Source organism: Zavarzinia compransoris (assembly GCF_003173055.1).
Taxonomy (GTDB): Bacteria; Pseudomonadota; Alphaproteobacteria; order Zavarziniales; family Zavarziniaceae; genus Zavarzinia; species Zavarzinia compransoris.
In genome coordinates, this window is record NZ_QGLF01000002.1 from 935,321 (window position 1) to 957,942 (window position 22,622).

General features: G+C 68.5%; 16 protein-coding genes. 4 read left to right on the forward strand and 12 right to left on the reverse strand.

Translation table 11 applies throughout. From position 1 onward, the window contains the following. The 12 genes from DKG75_RS10225 to tssA all read right to left on the reverse strand — a co-directional run bounded on the left by DKG75_RS10225 (position 1) and on the right by tssA (position 16,118). Positions 1-1,827: a ShlB/FhaC/HecB family hemolysin secretion/activation protein gene (locus tag DKG75_RS10225; RefSeq protein WP_133636811.1), complete on the reverse strand. Its 1,827-nt coding sequence runs from the start codon at positions 1,825-1,827 to the stop codon at positions 1-3. Positions 1,828-1,987: 160 nt separating this feature from the next. Continuing rightward, the gene (locus DKG75_RS22720) at positions 1,988-3,316 is read right to left on the reverse strand and encodes a hypothetical protein (RefSeq protein ID WP_133636809.1); all 1,329 of its coding nucleotides are present in this window, start codon (positions 3,314-3,316) and stop codon (positions 1,988-1,990) included. A 1-nt stretch (position 3,317) separates the two neighbouring features. Then, on the reverse strand, positions 3,318-5,246 hold the full coding sequence (locus tag DKG75_RS22990; RefSeq protein ID WP_243746463.1) for a serine/threonine-protein kinase: 1,929 nt from the start codon (positions 5,244-5,246) through the stop codon (positions 3,318-3,320). A gap of 188 nt (positions 5,247-5,434) precedes the next feature. Further along, positions 5,435-6,952 carry a methyltransferase regulatory domain-containing protein gene (locus DKG75_RS10250; RefSeq protein WP_109920968.1) on the reverse strand — a complete coding sequence of 506 codons (1,518 nt, stop codon included), beginning with the start codon at positions 6,950-6,952 and terminating at the stop codon, positions 5,435-5,437. A 15-nt stretch (positions 6,953-6,967) separates the two neighbouring features. Further along, positions 6,968-8,029: a type VI secretion system baseplate subunit TssG gene (gene tssG / locus DKG75_RS10255; protein WP_109920969.1), complete on the reverse strand. Its 1,062-nt coding sequence runs from the start codon at positions 8,027-8,029 to the stop codon at positions 6,968-6,970. Then, entirely contained in the window at positions 7,993-9,819 is a 1,827-nt protein-coding gene (tssF, locus tag DKG75_RS10260) for a type VI secretion system baseplate subunit TssF (protein WP_109920970.1), read from the reverse strand. Before tssF ends, tssG begins: the two co-directional genes overlap by 37 nt. Continuing rightward, complete coding sequence (gene tssE / locus DKG75_RS10265; protein WP_166646368.1) at positions 9,812-10,303, reverse strand: type VI secretion system baseplate subunit TssE; 492 nt, start codon at positions 10,301-10,303, stop codon at positions 9,812-9,814. The genes tssF and tssE overlap by 8 nt, the downstream gene beginning before the upstream one ends. Next, positions 10,300-11,136, reverse strand: coding sequence for a type VI secretion system accessory protein TagJ (locus DKG75_RS10270; RefSeq protein ID WP_109920972.1), 837 nt, complete (start codon positions 11,134-11,136; stop codon positions 10,300-10,302). Before DKG75_RS10270 ends, tssE begins: the two co-directional genes overlap by 4 nt. Positions 11,137-11,161: 25 nt before the next feature. Beyond that, positions 11,162-12,700 carry a type VI secretion system contractile sheath large subunit gene (gene tssC, locus DKG75_RS10275; RefSeq protein WP_109920973.1) on the reverse strand — a complete coding sequence of 513 codons (1,539 nt, stop codon included), beginning with the start codon at positions 12,698-12,700 and terminating at the stop codon, positions 11,162-11,164. 22 nt (positions 12,701-12,722) lie between these two features. Then, complete coding sequence (gene tssC, locus DKG75_RS10280; RefSeq protein ID WP_109920974.1) at positions 12,723-14,213, reverse strand: type VI secretion system contractile sheath large subunit; 1,491 nt, start codon at positions 14,211-14,213, stop codon at positions 12,723-12,725. Positions 14,214-14,216: 3 nt separating this feature from the next. Further along, positions 14,217-14,720, reverse strand: coding sequence for a type VI secretion system contractile sheath small subunit (gene tssB, locus DKG75_RS10285; RefSeq protein WP_109920975.1), 504 nt, complete (start codon positions 14,718-14,720; stop codon positions 14,217-14,219). A 228-nt stretch (positions 14,721-14,948) separates the two neighbouring features. Further along, on the reverse strand, positions 14,949-16,118 hold the full coding sequence (gene tssA, locus DKG75_RS10290; protein WP_109920976.1) for a type VI secretion system protein TssA: 1,170 nt from the start codon (positions 16,116-16,118) through the stop codon (positions 14,949-14,951). A gap of 325 nt (positions 16,119-16,443) precedes the next feature. Here tssA and tssH point away from each other — a divergent pair, with 325 nt between their 5' ends. The 4 genes from tssH to DKG75_RS10310 all read left to right on the forward strand — a co-directional run bounded on the left by tssH (position 16,444) and on the right by DKG75_RS10310 (position 22,582). Further along, positions 16,444-19,095: a type VI secretion system ATPase TssH gene (gene tssH, locus DKG75_RS10295; protein WP_109920977.1), complete on the forward strand. Its 2,652-nt coding sequence runs from the start codon at positions 16,444-16,446 to the stop codon at positions 19,093-19,095. A gap of 176 nt (positions 19,096-19,271) precedes the next feature. Next, a complete protein-coding gene (locus DKG75_RS10300; RefSeq protein WP_109920978.1) occupies positions 19,272-19,763 on the forward strand; it encodes an Hcp family type VI secretion system effector in 492 nt (163 codons plus the stop codon). 144 nt (positions 19,764-19,907) lie between these two features. After that, positions 19,908-20,591, forward strand: coding sequence for an OmpA family protein (locus DKG75_RS10305; protein WP_166646367.1), 684 nt, complete (start codon positions 19,908-19,910; stop codon positions 20,589-20,591). 26 nt (positions 20,592-20,617) lie between these two features. Next, positions 20,618-22,582, forward strand: coding sequence for a type VI secretion system Vgr family protein (locus DKG75_RS10310; RefSeq protein ID WP_109920980.1), 1,965 nt, complete (start codon positions 20,618-20,620; stop codon positions 22,580-22,582). The last annotated feature ends 40 nt before the right edge of the window (positions 22,583-22,622 follow it).

A 22,622-nucleotide genomic window follows, 5' to 3' on the forward strand; every position in this document is an offset into this window, starting at 1 on the left:
TCAGAAGCTGGTGACCAGGCGGAAGAAGAGGCCGGGGCGGCGCTCGTCGTCGCTGCGGTCGTTGCGGTCACGGGTCAGGGGCTTAGCCAATTCCACTTCCGCCCGGGCGGTTTCGGCCACGAACAGGCGGACGCCGGCGCCGGCCGCCGTCAGCGATTCGGATCCCGGTTCGTCCACCCCCCGGTCCCAGACCCGGCCGGCGTCATAGAAGGCATAGAGCTGATAGGGCAGGTGGAAGCGCCCGCCCTCCACCGCCTCGTCGAGGGTCGAGGTAAATTGCAGCTCGGCGCTGGCCGCGAGCGCCCGGTCGCCGCTGATCTCGCCCGGGGTATAGCCGCGGCCGAAGCGATAGCCGCCCAGACGGAATTCCTCGTCCGCCAGCAGGGGCCCCTCGCTGTATTGGCCGGCGGCCAGCAGCAGCAGGTCGACGGCGCCGTCGCCGAGCGGGAACAGGCGTTGCAGGCGGCTGATTTCCACCGTGCCCTTGACGAAGGTGCCGTCGGCCCCGGTGCGCGAGGGGTTCGGCTCCTGCCCGCTGGAGGCGTCGAACAGGTCGAGGCCGAGGTGCAGCCCGGCCTCGATCCGGGTGACGCCGGCGAGACTGTCGCGATGGTCGGCATCGGCGGTGAAGCGCAGCACGCGCAGGCGGTCGTGCAGCACGGCGCCGCCGAAGGCATCGCCGTCCTCGTCCAGCCAGTCGAAGGCGAGGCCGGCGTTGAGGTTGGTCTGGCGCCCGCGCAGCACGGGATAGGCGAGCGCGAAGCCGAAGCGCGTGGCCTCGGTCTGAAGGTCGAGCTGGGACAGGCGTCCGCCCGGCTCCCCCGGGGCATAGGAGGCATAGGTCTTCAGGGTCAGGCCGTCCTCGTTCAGGGTGAAAGCGCCGCTCAATTGGTAGAGCCGCTGCCGCTCGCTGAAGAGGGAAGAGAAGCCGACCACTTCCACCCGCTCGGCAAGGGCGGTGAAACTGTTGGCGCCGACGCCGGCCGAGGCGCTCCACGGCCCGAGGTAGCGGGACGAGCGGTTGTCGAAGGTGACGAAGCCGTCGACCGCCTTCCGCGTCACCTCGACCGTCAGCTGGCTGGCGCCGCGCTCGCCGGCGACCGGGCTCAGGGTGCCGCGGGCGCTCAGGCCGGGCAGGTCGTTGATCAGCAGCAATTGGCGTTCCAGGGCGTCCAGCCGGGCCGGGCCGCCGCCTTCGGCGATGCGGCCGGCCATGGCCTCGACCAGGTCCTGGGCGCCGCCGGCGTCGCCGACGACCGCGACCGACTTGATATAGCCCTCGACCACGGCAAGCTGGATGCGGCCGCCTTCGATCCGCTGGGCCGGCACCACCACCCGGGTCAGGAAATAGCCGTCGGCGCGGTAATAGGCCTCGATCGCGGCGGCGATGGCGAAGACGTCGGCCAGCGACACGGTCTTGCCGATACGGTCGGCATAGAAGCCGGCAAGCTCGTCGGCGCCATAGGCGGTCACGCCGTCGAGGGCGACGCCGCTCAGGGTGAAGGTGACGGTTTCCGCACCGGCGGGGGGGCTGCCGGCGGGGGCGGGCGCAACCTCGAAGGCGGGGGCGGCCGCGGGCGGCAGGGGGGTGATGGCTTCGGGGGCGATGCTCGGCCGGGCCGCGTCGGGCACGCTCTGGGCCAGGGCGGGACCGGTTCCCGCGGCCAAAATCAGGACGGGAAGGGCCAGGGCGGGAAGGGCCAGGGCGGGAAGGGCCAGGGCGGGAAGGGCCAGGGCGGGAAGGTTAAGGGCCCGCGCCGGGGCGGACGGCAGGCGAGGGGTGAACAGGCCGGTGGTGCTGCGGTGTGCGCGAACTCGTCTCGTCATCATCCCCCCTTGGCGACGCTACGGCTGGCGAACCTGCCGGCCACCGGGATCTCGAACGGGCCGGCCCGTCGAATCGGCCGGCGTCCCAAAACAGTGCCGCGCTACCCCCCGGCAGGCGGAATGAGCGGCCACGTTAACACATCGCCGGCGCGGTTGGGCGTCAGAAATCGGGCAGTGTCGTGACATAGCGCGCGAAACGAAGGCGCAGGCCCGCCATCTCGTCCTCGGTGATGCCGAGCTTGGCCGCCCCGAACAGGCGCGGCGACGGCGTGAAGCCGAGAAAAGCCTGCATCTCGTTGACCATCAGGACATCGTCGGTCACGTCGTAGTCGAGCTTCTGGAAGAAGCGCACGAACAGGCGGCGCTCGGCCTCGGTCATGACTTCGCGCCAGAAGCGATGGCACTGGGCGCGATACATGACATGGGTGAAGAATTCGCCGTGCGCCATCTCGTGGCGCAGCACGTCGCGGCGGAACGGGACATTGTCGCTGCGCCCCGCCCCGATCGAGGCGAGGGTGATCACCGCCTGGGCGGGGTCGCCGGGCTTGAAGCCCTTGTCCGCGACCCGCAGCACTTTGAGCTTCAGCAGGATTTCGAGGACGTCGCCCTCGGGCTTGGTGATGCCGACCGCTTCCGCCAGGGTGAAGAAACGGGCCAGGGCGGCGGCGCTGTAGTCATGGCCGGCGTAGAACGTGTCCCAGTTCTTGCCGTCCGCCGCGATGCGCTGGCGCAATTCGCCGTCGCTGAGCACCCGGTCGCGCGGCATGCCCGTCTTCTCGATCAGCGCCGCGACCCGGTTCAGGGCCTGGGCCTGGGCATTCAGGCTGGGGAAATCCAGGATGACGACCAGGGGATTATGGGCGGCGCGATAGGCGGTCAGGGCCGCCGGCGGCTTGCTGGCGATTTCTTCCAGCGTCGCCGCCCGGGCCTGGCCGGGCATGGTCAGGGGCGGCGGCGCCCTGTCGCCGCCCGGGGGGGCCGGGTCGGGCAGGGCGGCCGGGATCGGCGCAGCTGGGGCCGGCGCAGTTGGGGCCGGCGCAGTTGGGGCTGGCGCAGTTGGGGCCGGCAGGGCGGCGGGGGCCGGCGGGGTCGCCGGGCGGGCCGGTATCGTCGGGACCGGTGTCGAGGGCGCGGGAACGGCGGCCTCGGGCAGCAGCAGGGGTTCGTCGGGCGGCACCAGGCCGCCGCCGCCGATGGTGGCGGCGGGGGCCGGTTCGGGGGCCGCCGGGGCCGGGGCGGCTGGCGCCAGCGTGGGGGGGGCCGGCGTGGGAGTCGCCGGTGCGGGTGTCGCCGGTGTGGGCGGCGCCGACAGGCCGGCGACGCTGATCCCCGGCCCCGGCCCCGGGTCGTCGCCGAAATAATAGAGACCGCCGACCAGCAGGCCGGCGACGCCGGCCCCCAGCACGCTCCAGATCACCGCCTGTGCTGCGCCGCCGCCGCTCGATCTATGCGGGCCGGGCCGGGGGCGGCGGGGACGGGCGGGGGCCATGTCAGTTGCCCAGCCGCTGCAAGGCCTTGCGCGAATTCTCGTGGCCCTTGGCCGCGGCCCGGCGGTAGAGCTCCTTGGCGCCCTCGATGTCGCGGGGGCCGCCATTGGTGGTTTCGAGCAATTGGCCGAGGGCGAACATCGCCGCCTCGGCGCCGGCATCGGCCGCGCGGCGGTACCAGGCCCGGGCCTGGGCGAAGTCCTGGGTGCCCGGATTGTCCAGCCGGTAGGCGAAGGCGACATTCATCATGGCCGACACCACCCCGGCTTCCGCCGCCGGCAACCCGACCTTGATCGCCCGGGCGATATCGGGCGTGATGCCCTTGAGGCGCCGGGCGAGAAGATAGGATGCGTCGCCCCGGGCGACATTGTGGCCGAGATCGGCGGCCAGCAGCATCTGTTCCAGCGCCCGGGCATAGTCCTCGGCTGCGACATAGGCCCGGCCCAGCTGGAAATGGAAGCGGGCGACATCGGGATTGCTCTCGACCGCCGTCTGGCATTGGGCGACGGCATCGCGGGAAATGCGGCCGATCTCGACACCGGCCACCGGACGGCCGTTCTCGATCGCCCGCGTCATATCCTCGGGATCCGCGGCCAGGCGATCGCAAAGCGTGACCGGCACGACGCGCTCGACCGATGCCGGCGGCGGCGGAGGAGGAGGAGGCGGTGGCGGCGGCGAGGGTAGCTCGACCGGCGGCGGGGGCGGTGGCGAGGGCAGTTCGACCGGCGGCGGGGGCGGTGGCGAGGGTAGCTCGACCGGCGGCGGAGGCGGCGGCGAGGGCAGTTCGACCGGCGGCGGAGGCGGCGGCGGCGGCAGTTCGACCGGCGGCGGAGGCGGCGGCGGCGGCAGTTCGACCGGCGGCGGAGGCGGCGGCGACGGCAGCTCGATCGGCGGCGGCGGTGGCGGCGACGGCTGGTCGGGCAGGGTGCTGCCGGTGGTGGTGCCGTCGGCGATCTGGGTGGGTTTGCCGAACAGAAGCTCCGGCTTCACCACGGCGACGACGCCGATGCCGCCGGCGGCGATGGCGATCAGGCCGAGGCCGATCCACAGGGCCAGCCGGCTGGCGCCTTTCCGGGTCTCGCCGGTGCCGGCGGGGGCTTTGCCGCGCTTGCCGGGCACGCCCACGGGCTTGGTGCCGGGCCGCGTGATCTCCGCCTCGACAAGGTCGCGCATCGATTGCGGCCGGCCGGCCGGATCGGGGGCCAGCATGGCGCCGATCTCGGGGCGCAGTTCCGCCGGCAGGCGCGCGAGGTCGGGCACTTCGCCGCGCTTCGCGACCGCGGTCTGCAACGAATAGCCCATGTCCAGCTTTTCGCCGATGGCGGCGGCGGCCAGCACCAGGGCCAGGCTGTAGATATCGGCGCGCCCGTCCACCTGGCCGCCGTAGAGGCCGAACTGCTCGGGCGAGACATAGGAATATTTGCCGGCGAACTGGTCGCCGACCACGGTCTTCTCGGACGGATCGGCCAGTTTGGCGATGCCGAAGTCGATGATCTTCGGCTGGTCGATCTGGCCGTTCTCGAAAATGATGTTGTCGGGCGACAGGTCGCGGTGGAAGACGCCCGCCTCATGGGCGACGGCCAGGGCCTCGGCCGCCCGGCGCCGGACCATGCGCACCTCGTCCACCGTCAGTGGCCGCTCGCGCATGACATGGCCGAGCGAGGGCCCGTCGACGAATTCCATCACCAGGTAGGTCCGGCCCTGTTCGTCGCGGAACAGGCCGTCGTAGGAAACGATGCCGCGGTGGTGGATCCGGCGCAGCGTCATCGCCTCGCGCCGGAACAATTCGATCACCTCGGGCACGCCCGCCAGTTCGGGGCGGATGATCTTGATCGCGTGTTCGGTGCCGAGCGTATCGTGGGTGGCGCGGTAGACCTCGCCCATGCCGCCCCGGGCCAGGAAGGCGGTGATGCGATAGGTATGGCCGAGCACCGTCCCCGGCGCCAGCGTCGAACCGGGCCCTGTCGAACCGGGCCCTGTCGAACCAGGCCCTGTCGAACCAGGCCCTGGGGGCGGAGGCGGGGGCCCCGGCGGCGCACTGTCGTGGCCGGCCACCGCCGTCGGTTCTTCGTCGCCTGCAGGTGTCATCCGTCGCTTCCCGTCCTGTCCCTGCGTCCTTCCTAGTCGATAAGGCCCAGGTAGCGCCAGATCCCGCGTCGGCCGGCGACGACGGCGCGCAGCCTGTCGCGCTCCTCCGCCGGCGGCGGCGGGGCGTCGTCCGGGGCGGCGAAGGCGAGGATGCGGGCGGCCAGGGCCTCGTCCCCGATCCCCGGCTGCTGGTTGATCAGATAGGTGGCGACGACGTCGATCTGTTCCAGGTGGCGGGCATTGCGCAGGGCCGGCGCCGCCAGGGGAACGCCGCTGCGGGTCTGCAACTGCGCCATCCGGTGGGCGACATAGCGGTTGATCTGGCGGCAATGCGCCGTCAGGGCCGGGTCTTCCACCGGCACGGCGGCGCTCACCGCCCGGCTGGCCATCAGCATGCCCACGACCTCGGTCACCGAGGTCGGCCGCCGGCCCTTGTAGGCGGGATCGGTCAGGAGTTCGCCGATGGTGGTCGGCCCCCGTTCCGCCAGGGCTTCGACCAGCGGCCGGTAGGTTTCCTCCGCCAGGGTGGCGACGCCGGTCGGCGTTTCCAGCTGATAGGCGAAATCCAGGGGGCTTTTGCACAGGGTCAAGGGCACCGCGGCCAGCCGGGCATCCCGTTCCGCGCCGGACATCCGCCGGGCGCCCTTCACATGGATATCGGCCCTGAAGGTGCGCGGGCGGCAATAGTCGCGCAGGGTTTCGGCCAGGATCGGATCCGGGAAACGCGCGATCAGGGCCTGCTGCTCGTCCGAGATCATGAACTGGTCGAACAGTTCGAGCGGCCGGGCCGGGCCCGCGTATTCGAGCTTGGCCTCCGCGAAGTCCCGGGCGACATCGGCGAAGAACAGCGGCTTCCAGTATTGGTTCATGTATTCATGGGCAAGATAGGTCGGGTTGCGTCCCTCGACCTCCAGCAATTCCTTGACCAGCTGGTTGCTGGTCAGATGGATGGCGCCGCTCTTCAGCAGTTTTTCCATCAGGTCGAAGCCGGCGCCCACCCGCTCGGCCGGGTTGCCCGCCCGATGGCTGCCGACATCGAACAGGAGGCGCTGCACCGGGATGCCCTCGCTCCAGCCGGGCAGGGCGTTGTAACTGGTATAGACCAGGCCGCCGGGTTCCAGCCGGTCGGCCAGGAACTTCACGATGGCGCGCTGGTTCTCGCGGCTGACCCAGCTGTAGACGCCGTGCATGGTGACGTAGTGGAAGCGCGGCAGGGCCGGCCCCCGCCCCTCGGCCATGTCGATGAAGCTGGCCTCGTGGAACTGCACGTTGCCGATCTCGAGCTGGTCGGCCAGGGCCTGGGCCCGGGCCACCTGGGCCGGCATGAAATCGATGGCGTGGACGTCGATCTCCGGGTTGGTGGCCGCGATCAGGATCGCGGTCAGGCCCTGGCCCGCGCCCAATTCGCAATATTGCGCCCGGCCGCGGGCGTTGGGCGCCTCGACCCCGGCCAGCAGGGCCATCAGGTCGAGATGGATCGGCGCCTGCTCGGGATAGCAGGCGGTGACATATTCGACATCCGTCACATAGCCGCCGGACCAGTCTGACATGCTGAGCGTTCCTGGTTACACCGCGTCGAGATCGAAGATCGCGTCGTCGGGATCGTGGTCGAAGGGCCGGTCGGACATCCACAGGTTCCAACCGAGGTGGCTTTGGGTCGTGCCGTCGCCGCCGAGGCGGGGCGCCGGCACCTGGTCGCGCCGCAGCGAGAGTTGCAGCTCGAAGCCGAAATCGGGGCCGACGGCGATCCGGGTCAGGTCCGCCAGGGCCTTCACCTTCGGCTGGTCGGGCAGCCAGCTGCGGAAGCCGGCATAGTCGAGCGGGCCGATGCGGATGCGGAAGCGGCCCTGGACGTCGACCACCCGCGCGCCGGCGACCGCATCGACGCCCAGCCGGCAGAAGCGCCCGTCCGGAAAGGCGGTATCGGGCAGGCGGCTCTGTTCCGCGGGCGGAATGGGGATGATGTTGCGGATGAAGGGAATGATCTCGATCTCGGTCCCGAAGACATTGCCGAGCATGGCCGCCAGGGCGACCAGGGGCATCTGCCGGCGCGACAGCAGGCCGGCGTGATGCAGCAGGACATCGTCCGGCACCGCCAGGCGATCGTCGAGATAGGGCGTGCCGAGGCCGATCAGCCCGGCCAGCGCGGCGCTGAACTGGTCGTCCGCCGCCGCCTCAAAGGCCAGCGGCAGGCGGTATTTCCGCGACGCCTGCACGAAATGCGAGACGAAGCGGTGCAGGAACATGTCGAGGAAGGCGTGATAGCCGTGCTGGCGGCCGCGCTCGGTCTGGATCGCGATTTCGGCATAGGCGGGCGGCAGGGCGCCGGCCACGCCGTCGAGGGTCATGGCTTCGACGGACAGGCGGGGCGGCAGGCCGTCGGCATAGGCGGCGAGATCGCCCGAGGGGAAGGCGACGCCGACCGCGCCCTTGAAGCGCACCGGTTCGAGGCGCGGGTCGCCGTCCTGGCCGATCGGGGTGGGATCGGCCAGGCGCGGGTCTTCCGCCTTCGCCCGGCGGGCGGCGCGTTCGAGGACGCGCACCGCCTGCACCAGCGAAAACTCTTCCGGCGACGCTTTCAGCGCCGCGATCAGAGCAGCGGTTTCAGTCCCGCGCGCGGTGGCCATTGCTTCAGAATCCGGTCTTGGCCCCTGGCCGCGATGGTCAGGCGCGTGAAGGCATTGATCGAGGCATAGAGCCCGAAGAAACGGTCGAGCACCGCCCCGAGCAGGAAGCCGCCGCCGCCGCCGAGGGCGGTTTCGGCGAATTCGACCCTGATGTCGACCCCGCGGCAGAAGGCGGCGACGCCGCCGCCGTCGGGCGCGCGGGCGGTGCCGCGGGCCGAGCGGATGCCGGCGATCGCATCGATCAGGGCCGCGGTCTCGCGGTTGTCCCGCAAATCGTAGAGTTTCAGGATCTCGCGCAGCGCATCCGCGCCCTCGACGGTGTCGGTCAGGGACAGGTGGTTGAGCAGCAGGTGCGAGACCAGCCGCCAGCGCCCCAGCTTGCCGAGCTTGGGGCGCAGGGTCGGCGTCGGTGCCGTCACCAGGGCGATGGCGGCGATGCCGGGGGTGCCCTTGGTCTGCTGCAGGCGCGGCCGGCCGGTGCCGAAGGGCAATTGCGCCGGCAGGTCGCGGTTGAAGGCGAGAATGTCGAGCGAGGCGGTCCAGTCCATCGGCACATTGACGTCGAAGGTGCCGGAGACGAGGCCGAGGAACATGTCGGTGCCGTTCAGCCCCTCGGCCGCGGGGCGGCGGGTGACATGCCAATAGGAACCGGTCTGGTTCTGCGGCCTATTGTGCTGGATCGAATAGAAGGGCTCGGCCTCGACCTCGTCGCCCATCTGGCTGGCCAGGGTGACCTTGTCGATCGAGAAGATCTCCACCCCGCGCGGGCGGCGCGCGTCGGGCTCGATCCGGTATTCGAAGTGCCGCTCGGTCAGGCGGATCGGCTCGGCCCGCATGGGGAACAGGTTGACGATCGGCGTGCAGCCGAGGGCGAAACTGTCGGTCGAGATGGTCCGCTCGAGGTCGCTCAGCCCGCGCGAGAGATAGATGAAGATCTCGATCTTGTCGCCGGCCCCGAGCAACAGCTTGCGTTCCAGCCGGGCCAGGTCGAAGAACAGGAATTTCTCCGGCATGGCGAAGAATTCCGACAGCAGCCGGTAACCGATGAAGGAGCGCTTGGGATAGGGCAGCAGGCCCTCGTCCGGCTCGAAGCCGACCGGGCGGATCGCATCCGGTTCCACGATCACCGGGTTCGGGTCGTTCACGCCGTCGGCGAAGGCGATCGACAGGGTCGAGGTGAAGAGCAGTTCATAGAGCGCATTGGCGACCTGCGGCGTGCCGCGCAGGAAGAAGCGCAGGCGGGACAGGTCTAGCTTGTCGAAGCTGAGGTCCGGCGTCAGGGTGCGCAGCGTCAGGCGCAGCACCGAGGCGGCGCCGACCGCGCGCGGATTGGCCGGGGCGCTGATCGGGCGGCCGGTCAGGCTCGCCGCCTCGATCCGGATCGGCCAGACGTCGACCGGATAGGCGGTCCGGAAGCGGCATTCGCCGTCGCGGAGGCTCTCCGCCGTTTCCAGTTCCGTGCCGGCGGGCAGGTGCACCTGTTTCGCCAGGTCGTCGGCGGCGCGGAACTGGACGATGGCCGAGGCCGGCATGGGCGCGATCAGGTGGGGATAGAGCACGCCGAGCAGGCTGTCGGTCAATTCCGGGAATTCGTCGTCGACCTTCAGGCGCACCCGCGCCGAGAGATAGGCGAAGGCCTGGATCAGGCGCTCGACATGGGGATCGGCGACCGCATCGGCGGACAGGCGCAGGCGCCCCGCTTCCTTCGGGTAGCTTTCCGCGAATTCGCCGGCCAGGCGGCGGATGTGCTGGAGTTCGCGGTTGAAATAGGGCAGCAGGTCGTCAGTCATGCGCGTTCTCGACCACCTCGAACGTGCGGGTGGAGGATTCGAGCAGGCTGTCGAGCACGATCTGTTCCGGCTCCGGCTCCGCGTGCATCATGGCGCTGATGCGGATGTGGAAGCTGCGGTCGACCGCCTCCTGGTCGGTGATCTCGACATAGACGCTTTCGAAGCGCGGTTCGAAGCGGCGGATCGAGATCTCGATCGCCCGGCGCAGGCTTTCCAGCCGGTGGTGGGATTCGAACGAGCCGGCGGTGAAATCGGGAATGCCGAAATTGACCAGGGACGTGTCGAGTTCCGTCAGGTCGCTGCTCCACGACCGGCAGCGCTGGCGCGCGTTCAGCAGGGTCTCGAGGTCGCGGCGGATCGCCTGCTTCAGGTCGCGCAGCGAGGCGCCGCGCGACCGGGGCTGGCCGTCGCCGCCGCCGGCATCGACCAGCCGGTCGAGCAGCGAGGTCGACAGCGGCTGATCGCCATAGATGTTGACGCTCAAGACGCCGCCTCTTCGACCGCCGGCTGGGCGGCCAGGGCGATGCTGCCGAGGTCGAGCAGGCCGAGCGCGTCGTCGCCGATCAGGAAGGTGCGCTGGCCGATGCCGCGCACCGGCACGCCGTCGCCGCCCGTCCAGTCGCTGGCCCGGGCGAGGCGGAGATCCGGCGAAAGCTCGGCGCCGGCCGGCGGGACATAGAGGGTGGGGATGAAGACCTCGCCCTCGGGCCCGTCCTTGACCGAGAGCAGGGCACGGCGGAACAGCAGGTCGCGGGCCCGTTCGGGGGCATGAAAATCGATCTGGATCACCCGCTCGATCGGCACCCAGAAATGCTTGCCGGTCGAGGTCAGCACTTCGAGCGTGCCGCCCAGCACATCGTCGAGGTCGCGCCAGTCGGCGAAGCCGGCGCCGTCATGCTCGCCCGTGACCTGGGGCGTTTCTGCCTCGGCCTCGGCCAGGCTGGCGGCGGCGGCGGCATTGTCGCCGGCGCGGAGTTCGGCCAGCGCCCGCAGCCGGGCCGACAGATGGGCGGGCGGCGGGCCCAGGAATTCCGGCACGCGCCCGGCGGTCCATACTTCCTGGCGCGCGGTTTCGGCGCGGATGATCTGGCGGAACAGGGCCAGCGGCAGGGCGGCCTTCGGGTCCTGGGTGGTCAGCACGTCCAGCTGCTTGTCGGCGCGGGCGAAATCGCCGGCAAAGCACAGCAGCTCGGCCAGGAAGGCGCGCTCGCCCAGTTCCGCCGGCTTCGCTTTCACGATCGCCAGCTGGGCGGCGACCGCCGCCTCGATGTTGCCCTCCTCGAAGGCGGCCTGGGCCTCGGTCCTGGTGCTGGCCATGATGCTGTCTCCCGGTTCTTGCCGCTCAGGCCGCCTGGCCCGAGGTGATGGTGGTGACCAGCCGGAAGGCGGAATTGACTTCGTCCAGCTGGAAATGGGGGCGGAGGTGAATGGTGCAGTGATACTCGCCCGGTTTCGACGGGCGCTCGGTGACCTCGACCCGGCTTTCGCGCAAAGGGTAGCGCGCCCGCGTGTCCGGGGGCAGGTCGGTGGTCGCGGTGGTGTAGCGGCTGAGCCAATGGGTGAGATAGGTCTCGCATTCGCCCGCGGTCATGAAGCCGCCCACCTTGTCGCGGCAGATCACCTTCAGGTAGTGGGCGAAGCGGCCGGTGCACAGCATCGACTGGATCATGGCCGAAAGCCGGGCATTGGTGGCGTTCACCACGTCGCGATAGACCTTGGGCTTCTGCGCCGACTGGTTGGACTGGAACACCGAGAACGGCGTATAGACCGCGCGCTTCAGCGGAATGAAGCCGAGTTCGGCCAGTTCGCGTTCCATGATGTCGCCGATCGCGACATCCATCGACGGCTTGGGCACCAGGCCCTTGCGGTCGGTGGCGAAACTCTCGATCCTGAGGTCGGTGAGCAGGCCGCCGACGTCGCCGTCGCGGTCGGCGCCCCTGATGTCGCCGAACCAGTTGTAATTGGCATAGGCACGGATCACCACCGCCGCGAAGGCGAAGCCGGCCCCGCCCCAGAGATGGCCGCTGCCGTCCAGCTGGCGGGTGCTTTCGGCGTAACGGAAGCCGTCATTACGCGAGCCGTCGTCGGCATAGGGCGCGCGCATCAGGATGCGCGGCACGGCGATGCCGAGGAAGCGGGCGTCCTCGGTCTCGCGCAGCGACCGCCAGCGGGTATATTCCGGCTGGTTGAAGCCGGTGGCGAGGTCGGTCGCCATGCCCAGCTCGCGGAAACTGTCGACGCCGAAAAGGGTCGGCGAGGCGGAAAAGATGAAAGGGCAGAACGAGGCGGCGGCGACCGCCGACAGGCTGCGCAAGGTCGAGATGTCGTCGGTCGACTGGCCCGGCTGGGGGCGGTGGGAAATCGGGTGGTCGACCACCATCAGGCCGAAAGGCTCGCCCCCCGGGGTGCCGAATTCCTCGGTATAGACCCGGTCGAACAGCCGGCTCTGGTCGAAGTCGAGGGCCTGGTCGGCGTCGCGGGTGATCTCGCTCCAGCGGACGTTCAGGATGCGGATCTTCACTTCCTTGGCCCGGGCCGCATTGTCGACGACATAGGCCGTGCCGCACCACAGCGCTTCCAGCTTCTGGAACGCCGGGTGATGCAGGATTTCATCGACCATCAGGCCGATGAGGCGGTCGATCGCGGCGATGTCGCGGTCCAGCGCCGCGCGCAGGCGCCGGCCGCCGCCGGCAAGCAATCCGGCCAGGGCATCGAGCCCCAGCCAGTCGGCGAGAAGGCCGCCGGCCTCGCCCGCCACCAGCCAGTCGGCGAGGCGGCGGGCATCGTGCCCGCCGCCCTGCCCGAACCATGGTCCGGCCGCAGCCCCGGCGCCGGCGCCCAGCACGATGTCGCGCAGGCTGGAATCCGGCGGCTGAGACATGACCGGTGCCGCTCCCCGTCGATCAGTTGCCGAGCTGCGGGATGCGCGCGACCATGCGCATCGAGGTGGTCAGCTCTTCCATCTGCAGCCACGGGCGGAGGTAGGCGACGGCATTGTAGGAGCCGGGCTTGCCGGCGATTTCCGCCACCTTCACCGTCGCTTCGCGCAAGGGGAAGCGGGCCTTCGCCTCCGGCGTCGCACCTTCCGACGAGTTGGTGTACTGGTTGATCCAGCGGTTCAGCCAGGACTCGACGTCGCTCGCTTCCATGAAGGAACCGATCTTGTCGCGCGCCATCACCTTCAGGAAGTGGGCGAAGCGGCAGGTCGCCATCGTGTAGGGCAGGCGGGCCATGATCGCCGCATTGGCGGTGCCGTCCGGCTTGTCGTATTTCTTCGGGCGCTGGGTCGACTGGGCGCCGAAGAACACGGCGTAGTCCGTGCCCTTGTAATGGCTGAGGGGCAGGAAGCCGCACTTCGACAGTTCCGCTTCGCGGCGGTCGTGGATGGCGATTTCGGTCGGGCACTTGGTGTCCGGATCGCCGTCGTCCGAGATGACGTTGTGGGTCGGCAGGCCTTCGACCTTGCCGCCGCCTTCGGCACCGCGGATCATGGTGCAGAAGCCGTATTGCGCGAAGGCATTGGTCATGCGCGCGGCCATGGTATAGGCCGCGTTCATCCAGCAGTATTTCTCGTGGTCCATCGCCTTGGCGTTGCCGCGGGCGTCGAACGGCGCTTCCTCATACGAGAATTCGTCGATCGTCTTGGTGGTCGCGCCGTAAGGCAGGCGGGCGAGCACGCGGGGCAGCACGAGCGAGACGAAGCGGCTGTCCTCGGAGTCGCGGAAGGAACGCCACTTGGCGTATTCCGTGGTATCGAAGATCTTCTCGAGGTCGCGGGGCTTCGACAGTTCCTGGTAGCTTTCGAAGCCGAACATCTTCGGGCTGGCCGCGGAGACGAAGGGCGCGAAGGCGGCCGCCGAGACGTTGGAGACGAGCGACAGCAGCTCGATATCCTCGGGGTGGCTGCTGAATTCGTAGTCGCCCATAAGGAGGCCGTAGGGCTCGCCGCCGGGGGTGCCGAATTCGTTCTCGTAGATCTTCTTGAAGAGACCGGACTGGTCGAATTCGACCGCCTTGGTCAGGTCCTTGTAGAGTTCCCGCTTGGTCGCATTGAGCATGCGGATCTTCAGCGAGGTCCCGGTCTCGGAATTGTTGATCAGGTAGTGCAGCCCGCGCCACGAGCCTTCCAGCTTCAGGAAGTCCGGGTTGTGCATGATCTCGGCCAATTGGGCCGAAAGCTGCTCGTCGAGGCGGCGGATGGCCTCGTTGAAGGTGATCGTCAGGTTCTTCGAGAAGGTGACGGTGCCCTTCAGCGCCTGTTCGGTCAGGTTCCGGATCAGTTCCTGGGCCTCGGAGCGCTCGGTCTGCTTGGTGGCGTTGATCGCCTGATCGAGGATGTTGAATTCCTCGGTCGTCGCGCCCTGGGCGGCACCTTGTGTCTGAACGTCAGCCATCGCTCATTCCCCTTTTTCGGTGCCGAGCTGCTGCGACAGGGCGCCCAGTTCGGCTTCGTTCTGGAGCACGCGTTCGAGCAGGCCTTCCAGCTCTTCCGAACGGTCGACCTTGGCCATCAGGTCGCGCAGCTTGTTGCGGGTCTCGAGCAGGGCCTTGAGGGCCGGAACCTGATCGACGATCGAGCCGGGCTCGAAGCTCTCCATCGAGTTGAACTTCAGCTGGACCGACATCTGGCTGCCGTCGTCGGCCAGCTTGTTGTCGACCTTCAGGGTCAGGGCGGGCGCGACGCGCGACATCACCTGGCTGAAGTTGTCGCGGTCGATCGTGACGAACTTCCGCTCCGACAGGGGGGCGAGGGGCTTTTCCGGGTTGCCGGAGAAATCGCCCATGACGCCGACCACGAAGGGCAGCTCGCGCTCCACCTGGGCGCCGCCGGTTTCGACTTCGTACTTAATGTGGACGCGCGGCTTGCGCACCCTTTCGAGCTTGTCATTGATGCTTGCCATCGTGGCCTCCCAATCTCCTGCATGATACCGAAACGTGGAACATGACGAACGTGTAACATGATGAACATGTAACATGGCGAACATGTAACATAACGCGCCCGGCCGCCCGCCCGGTGCCTCCACCCCGGGGCGGGCCGTCCTTTCGTGCACAGGACCTTAATGGGCTCCCGATCCCGTGCAGTGACGGCCGTCACTCAAATGCGCCGCCGCCGGGGGCGGCGCCGACCTTCAGTAGCCGCTGCTGTCCGCCGCCGGCGGCAGCTTGTAACCGGCATTGGCGAAGAACTGCTGGCGCACCGCGTCGTCGCCGATCAGTTCGGCCATCAGTTCGGGCAGGCTCATGCGCGCCCGGCGCACCGCATCCTCGAGCGTATAGGACAGCAGCGAATGCGGCTCGGTCCGGCGGAAGAAATCGGCGATCTGCTGGAGGGCGCGGAGCGCCGCCTCGCGGTTCTCGGCCGCATTGCCCGACGACAGCGAGAAGCTGCCGCCGCCCCCGCCGGCCGCCGGGCCGCCGCCGCCGCCCTCGACCAGGCCGAGATCGACGGCGCCTTCGCCGGCCGCGCCGCCCTCGACCGTTTCGGCCGGCATCACTCTGCGGCCGAGACGCTTCACCGTCGACAGGAATTCATCGAGGAATTCGCGGATGCGGCCGACCGACGGCGCGTAGGAGCCGCATTTCTCTGTCGCGATCCGGTCGAGATCGGCAAGGGCCGCGAGGCATTCCGTCAGCTGGTCGCGCAATTGCACATAGAACCAGCCGGGCGAGGCGTTGGCGCTTTCCTCGATCGTCTCGACGGTCAGCGCGCCTTCGGCGATGCGGCGCTCGCGCTGCTCGGCGGGGCGCTGCGCCAGGGCGAACGCATTTTCATATTGCCACAGCGCATAGCTCTCGCCCGCGCCCGAACGGGTCACCATCAGGCGGCGCAGGGGCGCGAACAGGGTGCCTTCGGCCGATTCACCGCTCAGTTGCGCGATGGCGCGGACCTTTTCGTATTCGTCGCCGTCCTCGGGCGGCGGGAAGGTCTCCGGCCAGAAATTCTCGATCAGCCCCGCCATCAGGCGGAAGCCGAAGGCGAGGCCGGCCAGCGGCGCCTCCTTGTGGGCGCGGAGCAGGGCCTCGGTCAGCCAGGCGGCGAGTTCGAGGTCCTTGGAGCGGGAGGCGATCAGGTCCGGGGCCTGATTCGCGATCAGCGCCCATTGCGCATCGGCGCTTTCCTCGCTAGACGGGTCCTCGGACGAGTCGCGTCGTCGTTCCGTCTGCGTGGCGGTCTTGCGCGCATCGCGCAGGTTGCGAATGGCAGCGGTCGGCGACTCGTCGAGTCGCAGATCGACACCGGACGGCAAATCCCCCTCGATTGCCGCAAGCAGGGCTGCCAGATCGGGCAAGCCTTCCATGACTGACGTCCCCCATCGTCATACGAACGCGGAACGAACCTACCATAGCAGAAAATTTGGGAGTAGCGTGTTTCCGGCGGCGCGCTTAGTCTTCGCGGCGGCGGTTTCAGCAGGCTCGCCGTCGAATGGGACTTCCCGTCGAACGCCAGGCCGTCGTCGTCGATCAGGTGATCGGCGGCGTGCCGGCAGGGCTTGGCGTTTGGGGGCCGGGCCCAGGCTGGCCTGCGTATCAGCTTGCCGATGCAGTCATGTCGCGCCGCAGCATGTGGCGCGGCCGGAATGCAACGCAACATGTTTTGCCACGCCGGCAGTTCGGGGGGACAGAATGGCGGGGATAGATCTTCGCGCATTGATCGCGAAATTGAATGAAACCACGCGGCGCGCCCTCGAGGCGGCAGCCGGCCTCGCGATGTCGCGCAGTCATTACGACGTCGAGATCGAGCATTGGCTGATCAAGCTGCTGGAAGTGCCGGACAGTGACCTCAGCCTTCTCGTCGCCCGCTTCGAGATCGATCCGGCGCGCCTGACCCAGGCGCTGAACCGGGTGCTGGACAAGCTGAAGACGGGCAACAGCCGGGCCCCGGCCCTGTCCGCCCATGTCGCGACCCTGGCCCGGGAAGCCTGGACCACCGCCTCGCTGAACCTCGGCGCGCATCAGGTCCGTTCGGGCCATCTGCTGATCGCCCTGCTGTCGAACGAGTCGCTGATCGGCTTCGCCCGCGACGTTTCGGAAGCGCTGGCCAAGATCCCGGTCGAAGTGCTGCGCAAGGAACTCGACGTGCTGACCGCGGGCGGCGCGGAAAGCAAGGCGAGCGCCGCTGCGGGCGGCGGTGGCGGCGGCAGCGGCGCGGCCGAGGGCGGCGCCCCGGTCGGCAGCGGCAAGACCCCGGCCCTCGACCAGTTCACCATCAACCTGACCGAGCGGGCGAAGGCCGGCAAGATCGACCCGGTGCTGGGCCGTGACGCCGAGATTCGCCAGGTCGTCGACATTCTCACCCGCCGGCGCCAGAACAACCCGATCCTGACCGGCGAGGCCGGCGTCGGCAAGACCGCGGTGGTCGAGGGCTTCGCCCTGAAGATCGCCGCCGGCGACGTGCCGCCCGCCATCCAGGGCGTCGAGGTCCGCACCCTCGACCTCGGCCTGCTGCAGGCCGGCGCCGGGGTGAAGGGCGAGTTCGAGAACCGCCTGAAGCAGGTGATCGAGGAAGTGAAATCCTCGGCCACCCCGATCATCATCTTCATCGACGAGGCGCATACGCTGATCGGCGCCGGCGGCCAGGCGGGCCAGGGCGATGCCGCCAACCTGCTGAAGCCGGCGCTCGCCCGCGGCGAATTGCGCACGATCGCGGCGACGACCTGGGCCGAATACAAGAAGTATTTCGAGAAGGACGCGGCGCTCGCCCGCCGCTTCCAGGTGGTGAAGGTGGAGGAACCGTCGGAGCCGGTGGCGAACGCCATGATCCGCGGCCTCGTCGGCACCCTCGAGAAGCATCACAAGGTCCGCATCCTGGACGAGGCGGTGGTCGATGCCGTGCGCCTGTCCAGCCGCTACATCAGCGGGCGGCAGCTGCCGGACAAGGCGGTCAGCCTGATCGACACCGCCTGCGCCCGCGTTGCCATGAGCCAGAACGCGATCCCGCCGGCGATCGAGGACCGCCGCCGGCTGATCGAGCTTTCCAACACGGAAATCGCGATCCTGGAACGCGAGGCGCTGTCGGGCGGCGATCACGCCGACAAGATCGCGAGCCTGAAGACGAAGCGCGACCAGGCGGCCGAGGAACTGAAGACCCTGGAAGCCCAGTGGGACGAGGAGCGCAAGCTGGTCCCCGAGATCCGCCGCCTGCGCGAGGAGATCGAGAAGCTGGGCGCCGCCGGCGCCGAGACCGCCGCCGGCCTCCGCGACGAATTGAAGGCCGCCGAGGACAAGCTGACGGCGCTTCAGGGCGAGCGTCCCCTGCTGAAGCCGGTGGTCGATGGCGCGGCCATCGCCGAGGTGGTGGCGGCCTGGACCGGCATTCCGGTGGGCCGCATGGTCGCGAATGAAATCCAGGCGGTGATGAAGCTCGAAGACCGCCTGCGCGAGCGCGTGATCGGCCAGGACCATGCCCTGAAGGCGATCGCCCAGGCGATCCAGACCAGCCGGGCCAAGCTGACCGACCCGCGGAAGCCCATCGGCGTCTTCCTGATGGCGGGCACTTCCGGCGTCGGCAAGACCGAAACCGCCCTGACCCTGGCGGAAGTCCTCTATGGCGGCGAACAGAATGTCACCGTCATCAACATGTCCGAGTTCAAGGAGGAGCATAAGGTCTCGCTCCTCATGGGCTCCCCGCCCGGCTATGTCGGCTATGGCGAGGGCGGCGTGCTGACCGAGGCGGTGCGGCGCAAGCCCTATTCGGTGGTGCTGCTCGACGAGATGGAAAAGGCCCACCCGGGCGTGCAGGACGTCTTCTACCAGGTCTTCGACAAGGGCCAGCTGAAGGACGGCGAGGGCCGCGACATCGACTTCAAGAACACGGTCGTGATCATGACGTCGAACGCGGGCACCGAAACCATCACCAAGCTCTGCGCCGACCCGGACACCATGCCGGACCCGGAAGGGCTGGCGGACGCGGTGAAGCCCGAACTGCTGAAATCGTTCAAGCCCGCCTTCCTCGGGCGCTGCAATGTCGTCACTTATTATCCGCTGGCGGACGACATCCTGCGCCAGATCATCCAGCTCCAGATCGGCCGCATCAAGCGCCGGGTGGTGGACAATTACGGTGCCGACTTCAGCTACGCGCCCGAACTCGTCGAGTTCATCGCCGAACGCTGCAAGGATCCGGCATCGGGCGCCCGCAACATCGAGAATATTCTTTCTCGCGGGCTGCTGCCGGATCTGTCGGCCCGCCTGCTGGCGCGCATGGCGGATGGTGCGCCGGTCGAGTCGGTTCACGTCGGGCTCGACGGCAAGGGGGGCTTCGATTTCCGGATCGGGTGATCCCGTGACTGGCGTCACAGCCGCCGGAGGCGAGCCGTACTAAATAAGAATGGCGAGACGGGGAGCGGTAGCGGGCACAGGGCCCGGCCCTCCCCAAGGTTCGCGGCGGCGCCGTCCTGGTTCCGCCGGTTTACCAAGAGGCAATCGGCCAAGTTACAGGGACGACGGAGGATATCATGGCTCTCTATATGAAATTCGGTGCGGTGAAGGGCGACGTTACGGAGAAGGGTCACGAGCAGTGGCTGCTGATCGAGTCGATCTCGCTCGGCTTCAGCCGCTACCTGACCTCGGCGGTCGGCGCCGGCCAGAACCGTGAAGGTTCGACCCCCGACTTCCAGGACATCCACATCACCCGCATGACCGACCGTTCGACGCCGGAACTGATGAAGGAAGCCCTTCACGGCGGCAAGGGCGTTGAAGTCACCTTCGACTTCACGACCTCGGACAAGGACCCGTTCGTGTACTACCAGGTGAAGCTGTTCGACGTGCTGATCGGTTCTTACCAGCAGTCGGGTTCGGGCGGCGGCGCGGGCAACCGTCCGGTCGACTCGATCTCGCTGAACTTCCGCAAGTTCGAAGCGAAGTATGTCCAGAAGAAGGTCGACGGCACCCCGGGCGAATCCAAGCTCGCCGGCTACGACCTCTCGAAGGCGGTCGCGCACCTCTGATCCAAGGCGCAGAAGTCCGGCCGCCCGTGCTGCGGGCGGTCGGCGATGGTTGCGGGGGCGGCCTGGCCGCCCCTGTCTTCTCCGGGGGCAGCGCGCGGCCCTTTGGCCGCCGCCCCGCCTCCGGTGGGTTTTCCGGAGGCGATCATGTTGAACCCGAAGCATATCCTTAAAACCGGCGCGGCGCTGGTGCCGCTCTGCCTGATGGTTTCCGGGGGCCTGGTCGCCCAGACGTCCACCGACCTCAGGGGGGTCGAGAATCCCTCCCAATGCGAGATTTACGAGGCGATCGGCCGGGCCCTGCCGCCCGAATGCGCGACGGCGCCGCTGACCCGCGGCCTCGGCCTTGAAGACGAGGAACCGGGCGGCAGCCCGACCCCTTCGACCACCCCGGCGCCGAGCGGCGGCCCCGGCGTCGCCGTCGGCGAGCCCAGCCCGCAGCGCCCGCGTCCCCGCCCGCCCGCCGAAGGTCCAGCGCCGCAGGTGAAGGAAGGCGTCTTCACCCTCCAGTTCAAGTTGAATTCGGCGGAACTGACCGCCCAGGCGCGCGATGTCCTCGACAAGGTCGCGGTGGTCATGAACGACCCGGCCAGCCGCGGCGCCAAATTCATCATCAAGGGCTTCACCGATGCCTCGGGCGCGGCCGAGACCAACCTGGCGCTGTCCCGCGCCCGGGCCGAGGCCGCGCGCAGCTACCTGATCACGGTGCGCGGCGTGCCGGCCCCGATGGTCTTCGCCGAAGGCCATGGCGAGACCGGCCTGCTGCGCGGCCTGCCGCCGAATTCGCCCTGGCACCGCCGGGTCGAGATCCTGGCCGATTTCCGCGGCTGATCCGGACGCAAGGGAGGGCTTGAGAGATGTCGACCGCCCGCGATGCCGCCAAGGAGGCGGAGCGCCCGTTCCGCCTGACCACGCCGCTCGGCAAGGACACGCTGATCGCGACCGGCATTTCGGGGACCGAATGGATCTCGCGGCCCTACCAGCTGCGGATCGAGGTGGTCTCGAAAAACCTCGACGTGAAGCCGGCGGACCTGCTCGGCAAGCCCGTCGGTTTCGAATCGGTGATGAATGCCGGCCGTCATTTCCACGGCCGGGTGAAGAGCGTCGCCCCCGGCACCATGGCCGACCGCCAGTTCCGCCGCTACACGATCGAGATCGTGCCGTGGTTCTGGTTCCTGCGCCTGACCTCGGACTGCCGCATCTTCCAGAAGAAGAGCGTGAAGGACATCGTCCAGACCGTGCTGTCGGAATCCGGCTTTTCCGATTATGACCTCGGCGGTCTCAAGGGCCAGCTGGCGACCAAGCCGCGCGAATATTGCGTGCAGTACCGCGAAAGCGACTTCGCCTTCGTCTCCCGCCTGCTCGAGGAGGTGGGCGCGCATTACCACTTCGAGCACAAGGCGGGCAGCCACAAGATGGTGGTGGGCGACAGCAACGATTGTTTCGCCGACGTCGCCGACCCCAACAAGACCCTGACCGGCTCGGCCCGGGAATTCCTGGGGTTGCAGAGCTTTTCTTCCGTCGGCGCCTATGCCCCGACCAAATGGGTGCATACGGATTACAACTACGAGACGCCGTCGCAATCGCTGGAGGCGAATGCGGCGACGGTCGCCGACCTGCCGGCCTCGCCGGTCTATGAAATCTTCGACTATCCCGGCCTCTATCCCCAGAAGGGCGACGGCACGGCCTATGCCAAGCTGCGCATCGAGCAGGAGGAAGCGGCGCAGGGCTCGGCCTACGGCAGCGGTTCGGCTCCCGATCTCTATGCCGGCGGCGCCTTCTCGATCGACGGCGACATGGCGGGGGCCAAGGGCCGCAAATGGGTGGTCAACTCGATCGAGCACATGGGCCAGGACCTGAGCCTGTTCGCCAAGTCGGGCGGGGGCTCGAGCACGACCTATTCCAACAATTTTACGGCGGTCTCGAAGGCCGTGCCTTTCCGCCCGCCGCGGGTGACGCCGCGCCCCGTGATCTCGGGCGTGCAGACCGCGGTCGTGGTCGGCCCCGCGGGCGAGGAAATCCATACCGACAAGATGGGCCGGGTCTACGTCCAGTTCCATTGGGACCGCTATGGCGACCGCAAGGGCTCGACCTCGTGCTGGGTGCGGGTGGCGCAGCCCTGGGCGGGCAAGAACTGGGGCACGGTCTATATTCCGCGCATCGGCGACGAGGTGGTGGTCAGCTTCATCGAGGGCAACCCCGACCGCCCGATCGTCACCGGCAGCGTCTATAATGCCGAACGCATGCCGCCCTATAATCTGCCGGGCGAAAAGACCAAGACCGGCATCCGCAGCCGCTCCAGCCTGGGCGGCGGCGGTTCGGACTTCAACGAGCTGACTTTCGACGACAAGAAGGGCAGCGAGCAGGTCTATTTCCATGCCCAGAAGGACATGGAGCGCAAGGTCGAGAACAACGAGAAGATCGACGTCGACAACGACCAGACGATCACCATCGGCAACAACCAGTCGCTGGAAGTCGAGAAGGGCAACCGCAAGATCAAGGTCTCGAAGGGCAACCAGTCGACCGAGATCTCGATGGGCAACCACGATACCGAGATCAAGATGGGCAATATGTCCATCAAGCTCGGCATGGGCAACATGACGACCAAGCTCGATCTCGGCAAGCAGGAGACCGAGGCGATGCAGTCGATCGAAATGAAGGTCGGCGCCAACAGCATCAAGATCGACCAGACCGGCGTGACCATCAAGGGCATCATGATCAAGATCGAAGGCACCGCCATGGTCCAGACCAAGGGCCCGATGGTGGAGAGCAAGGCGGATGCCCTGCACATCGTCAAGGGCGGCATCGTGATGATCAACTGATGGGGCGGCGGGCTTGGCGACGGAATGAAGGTTTGGTGAT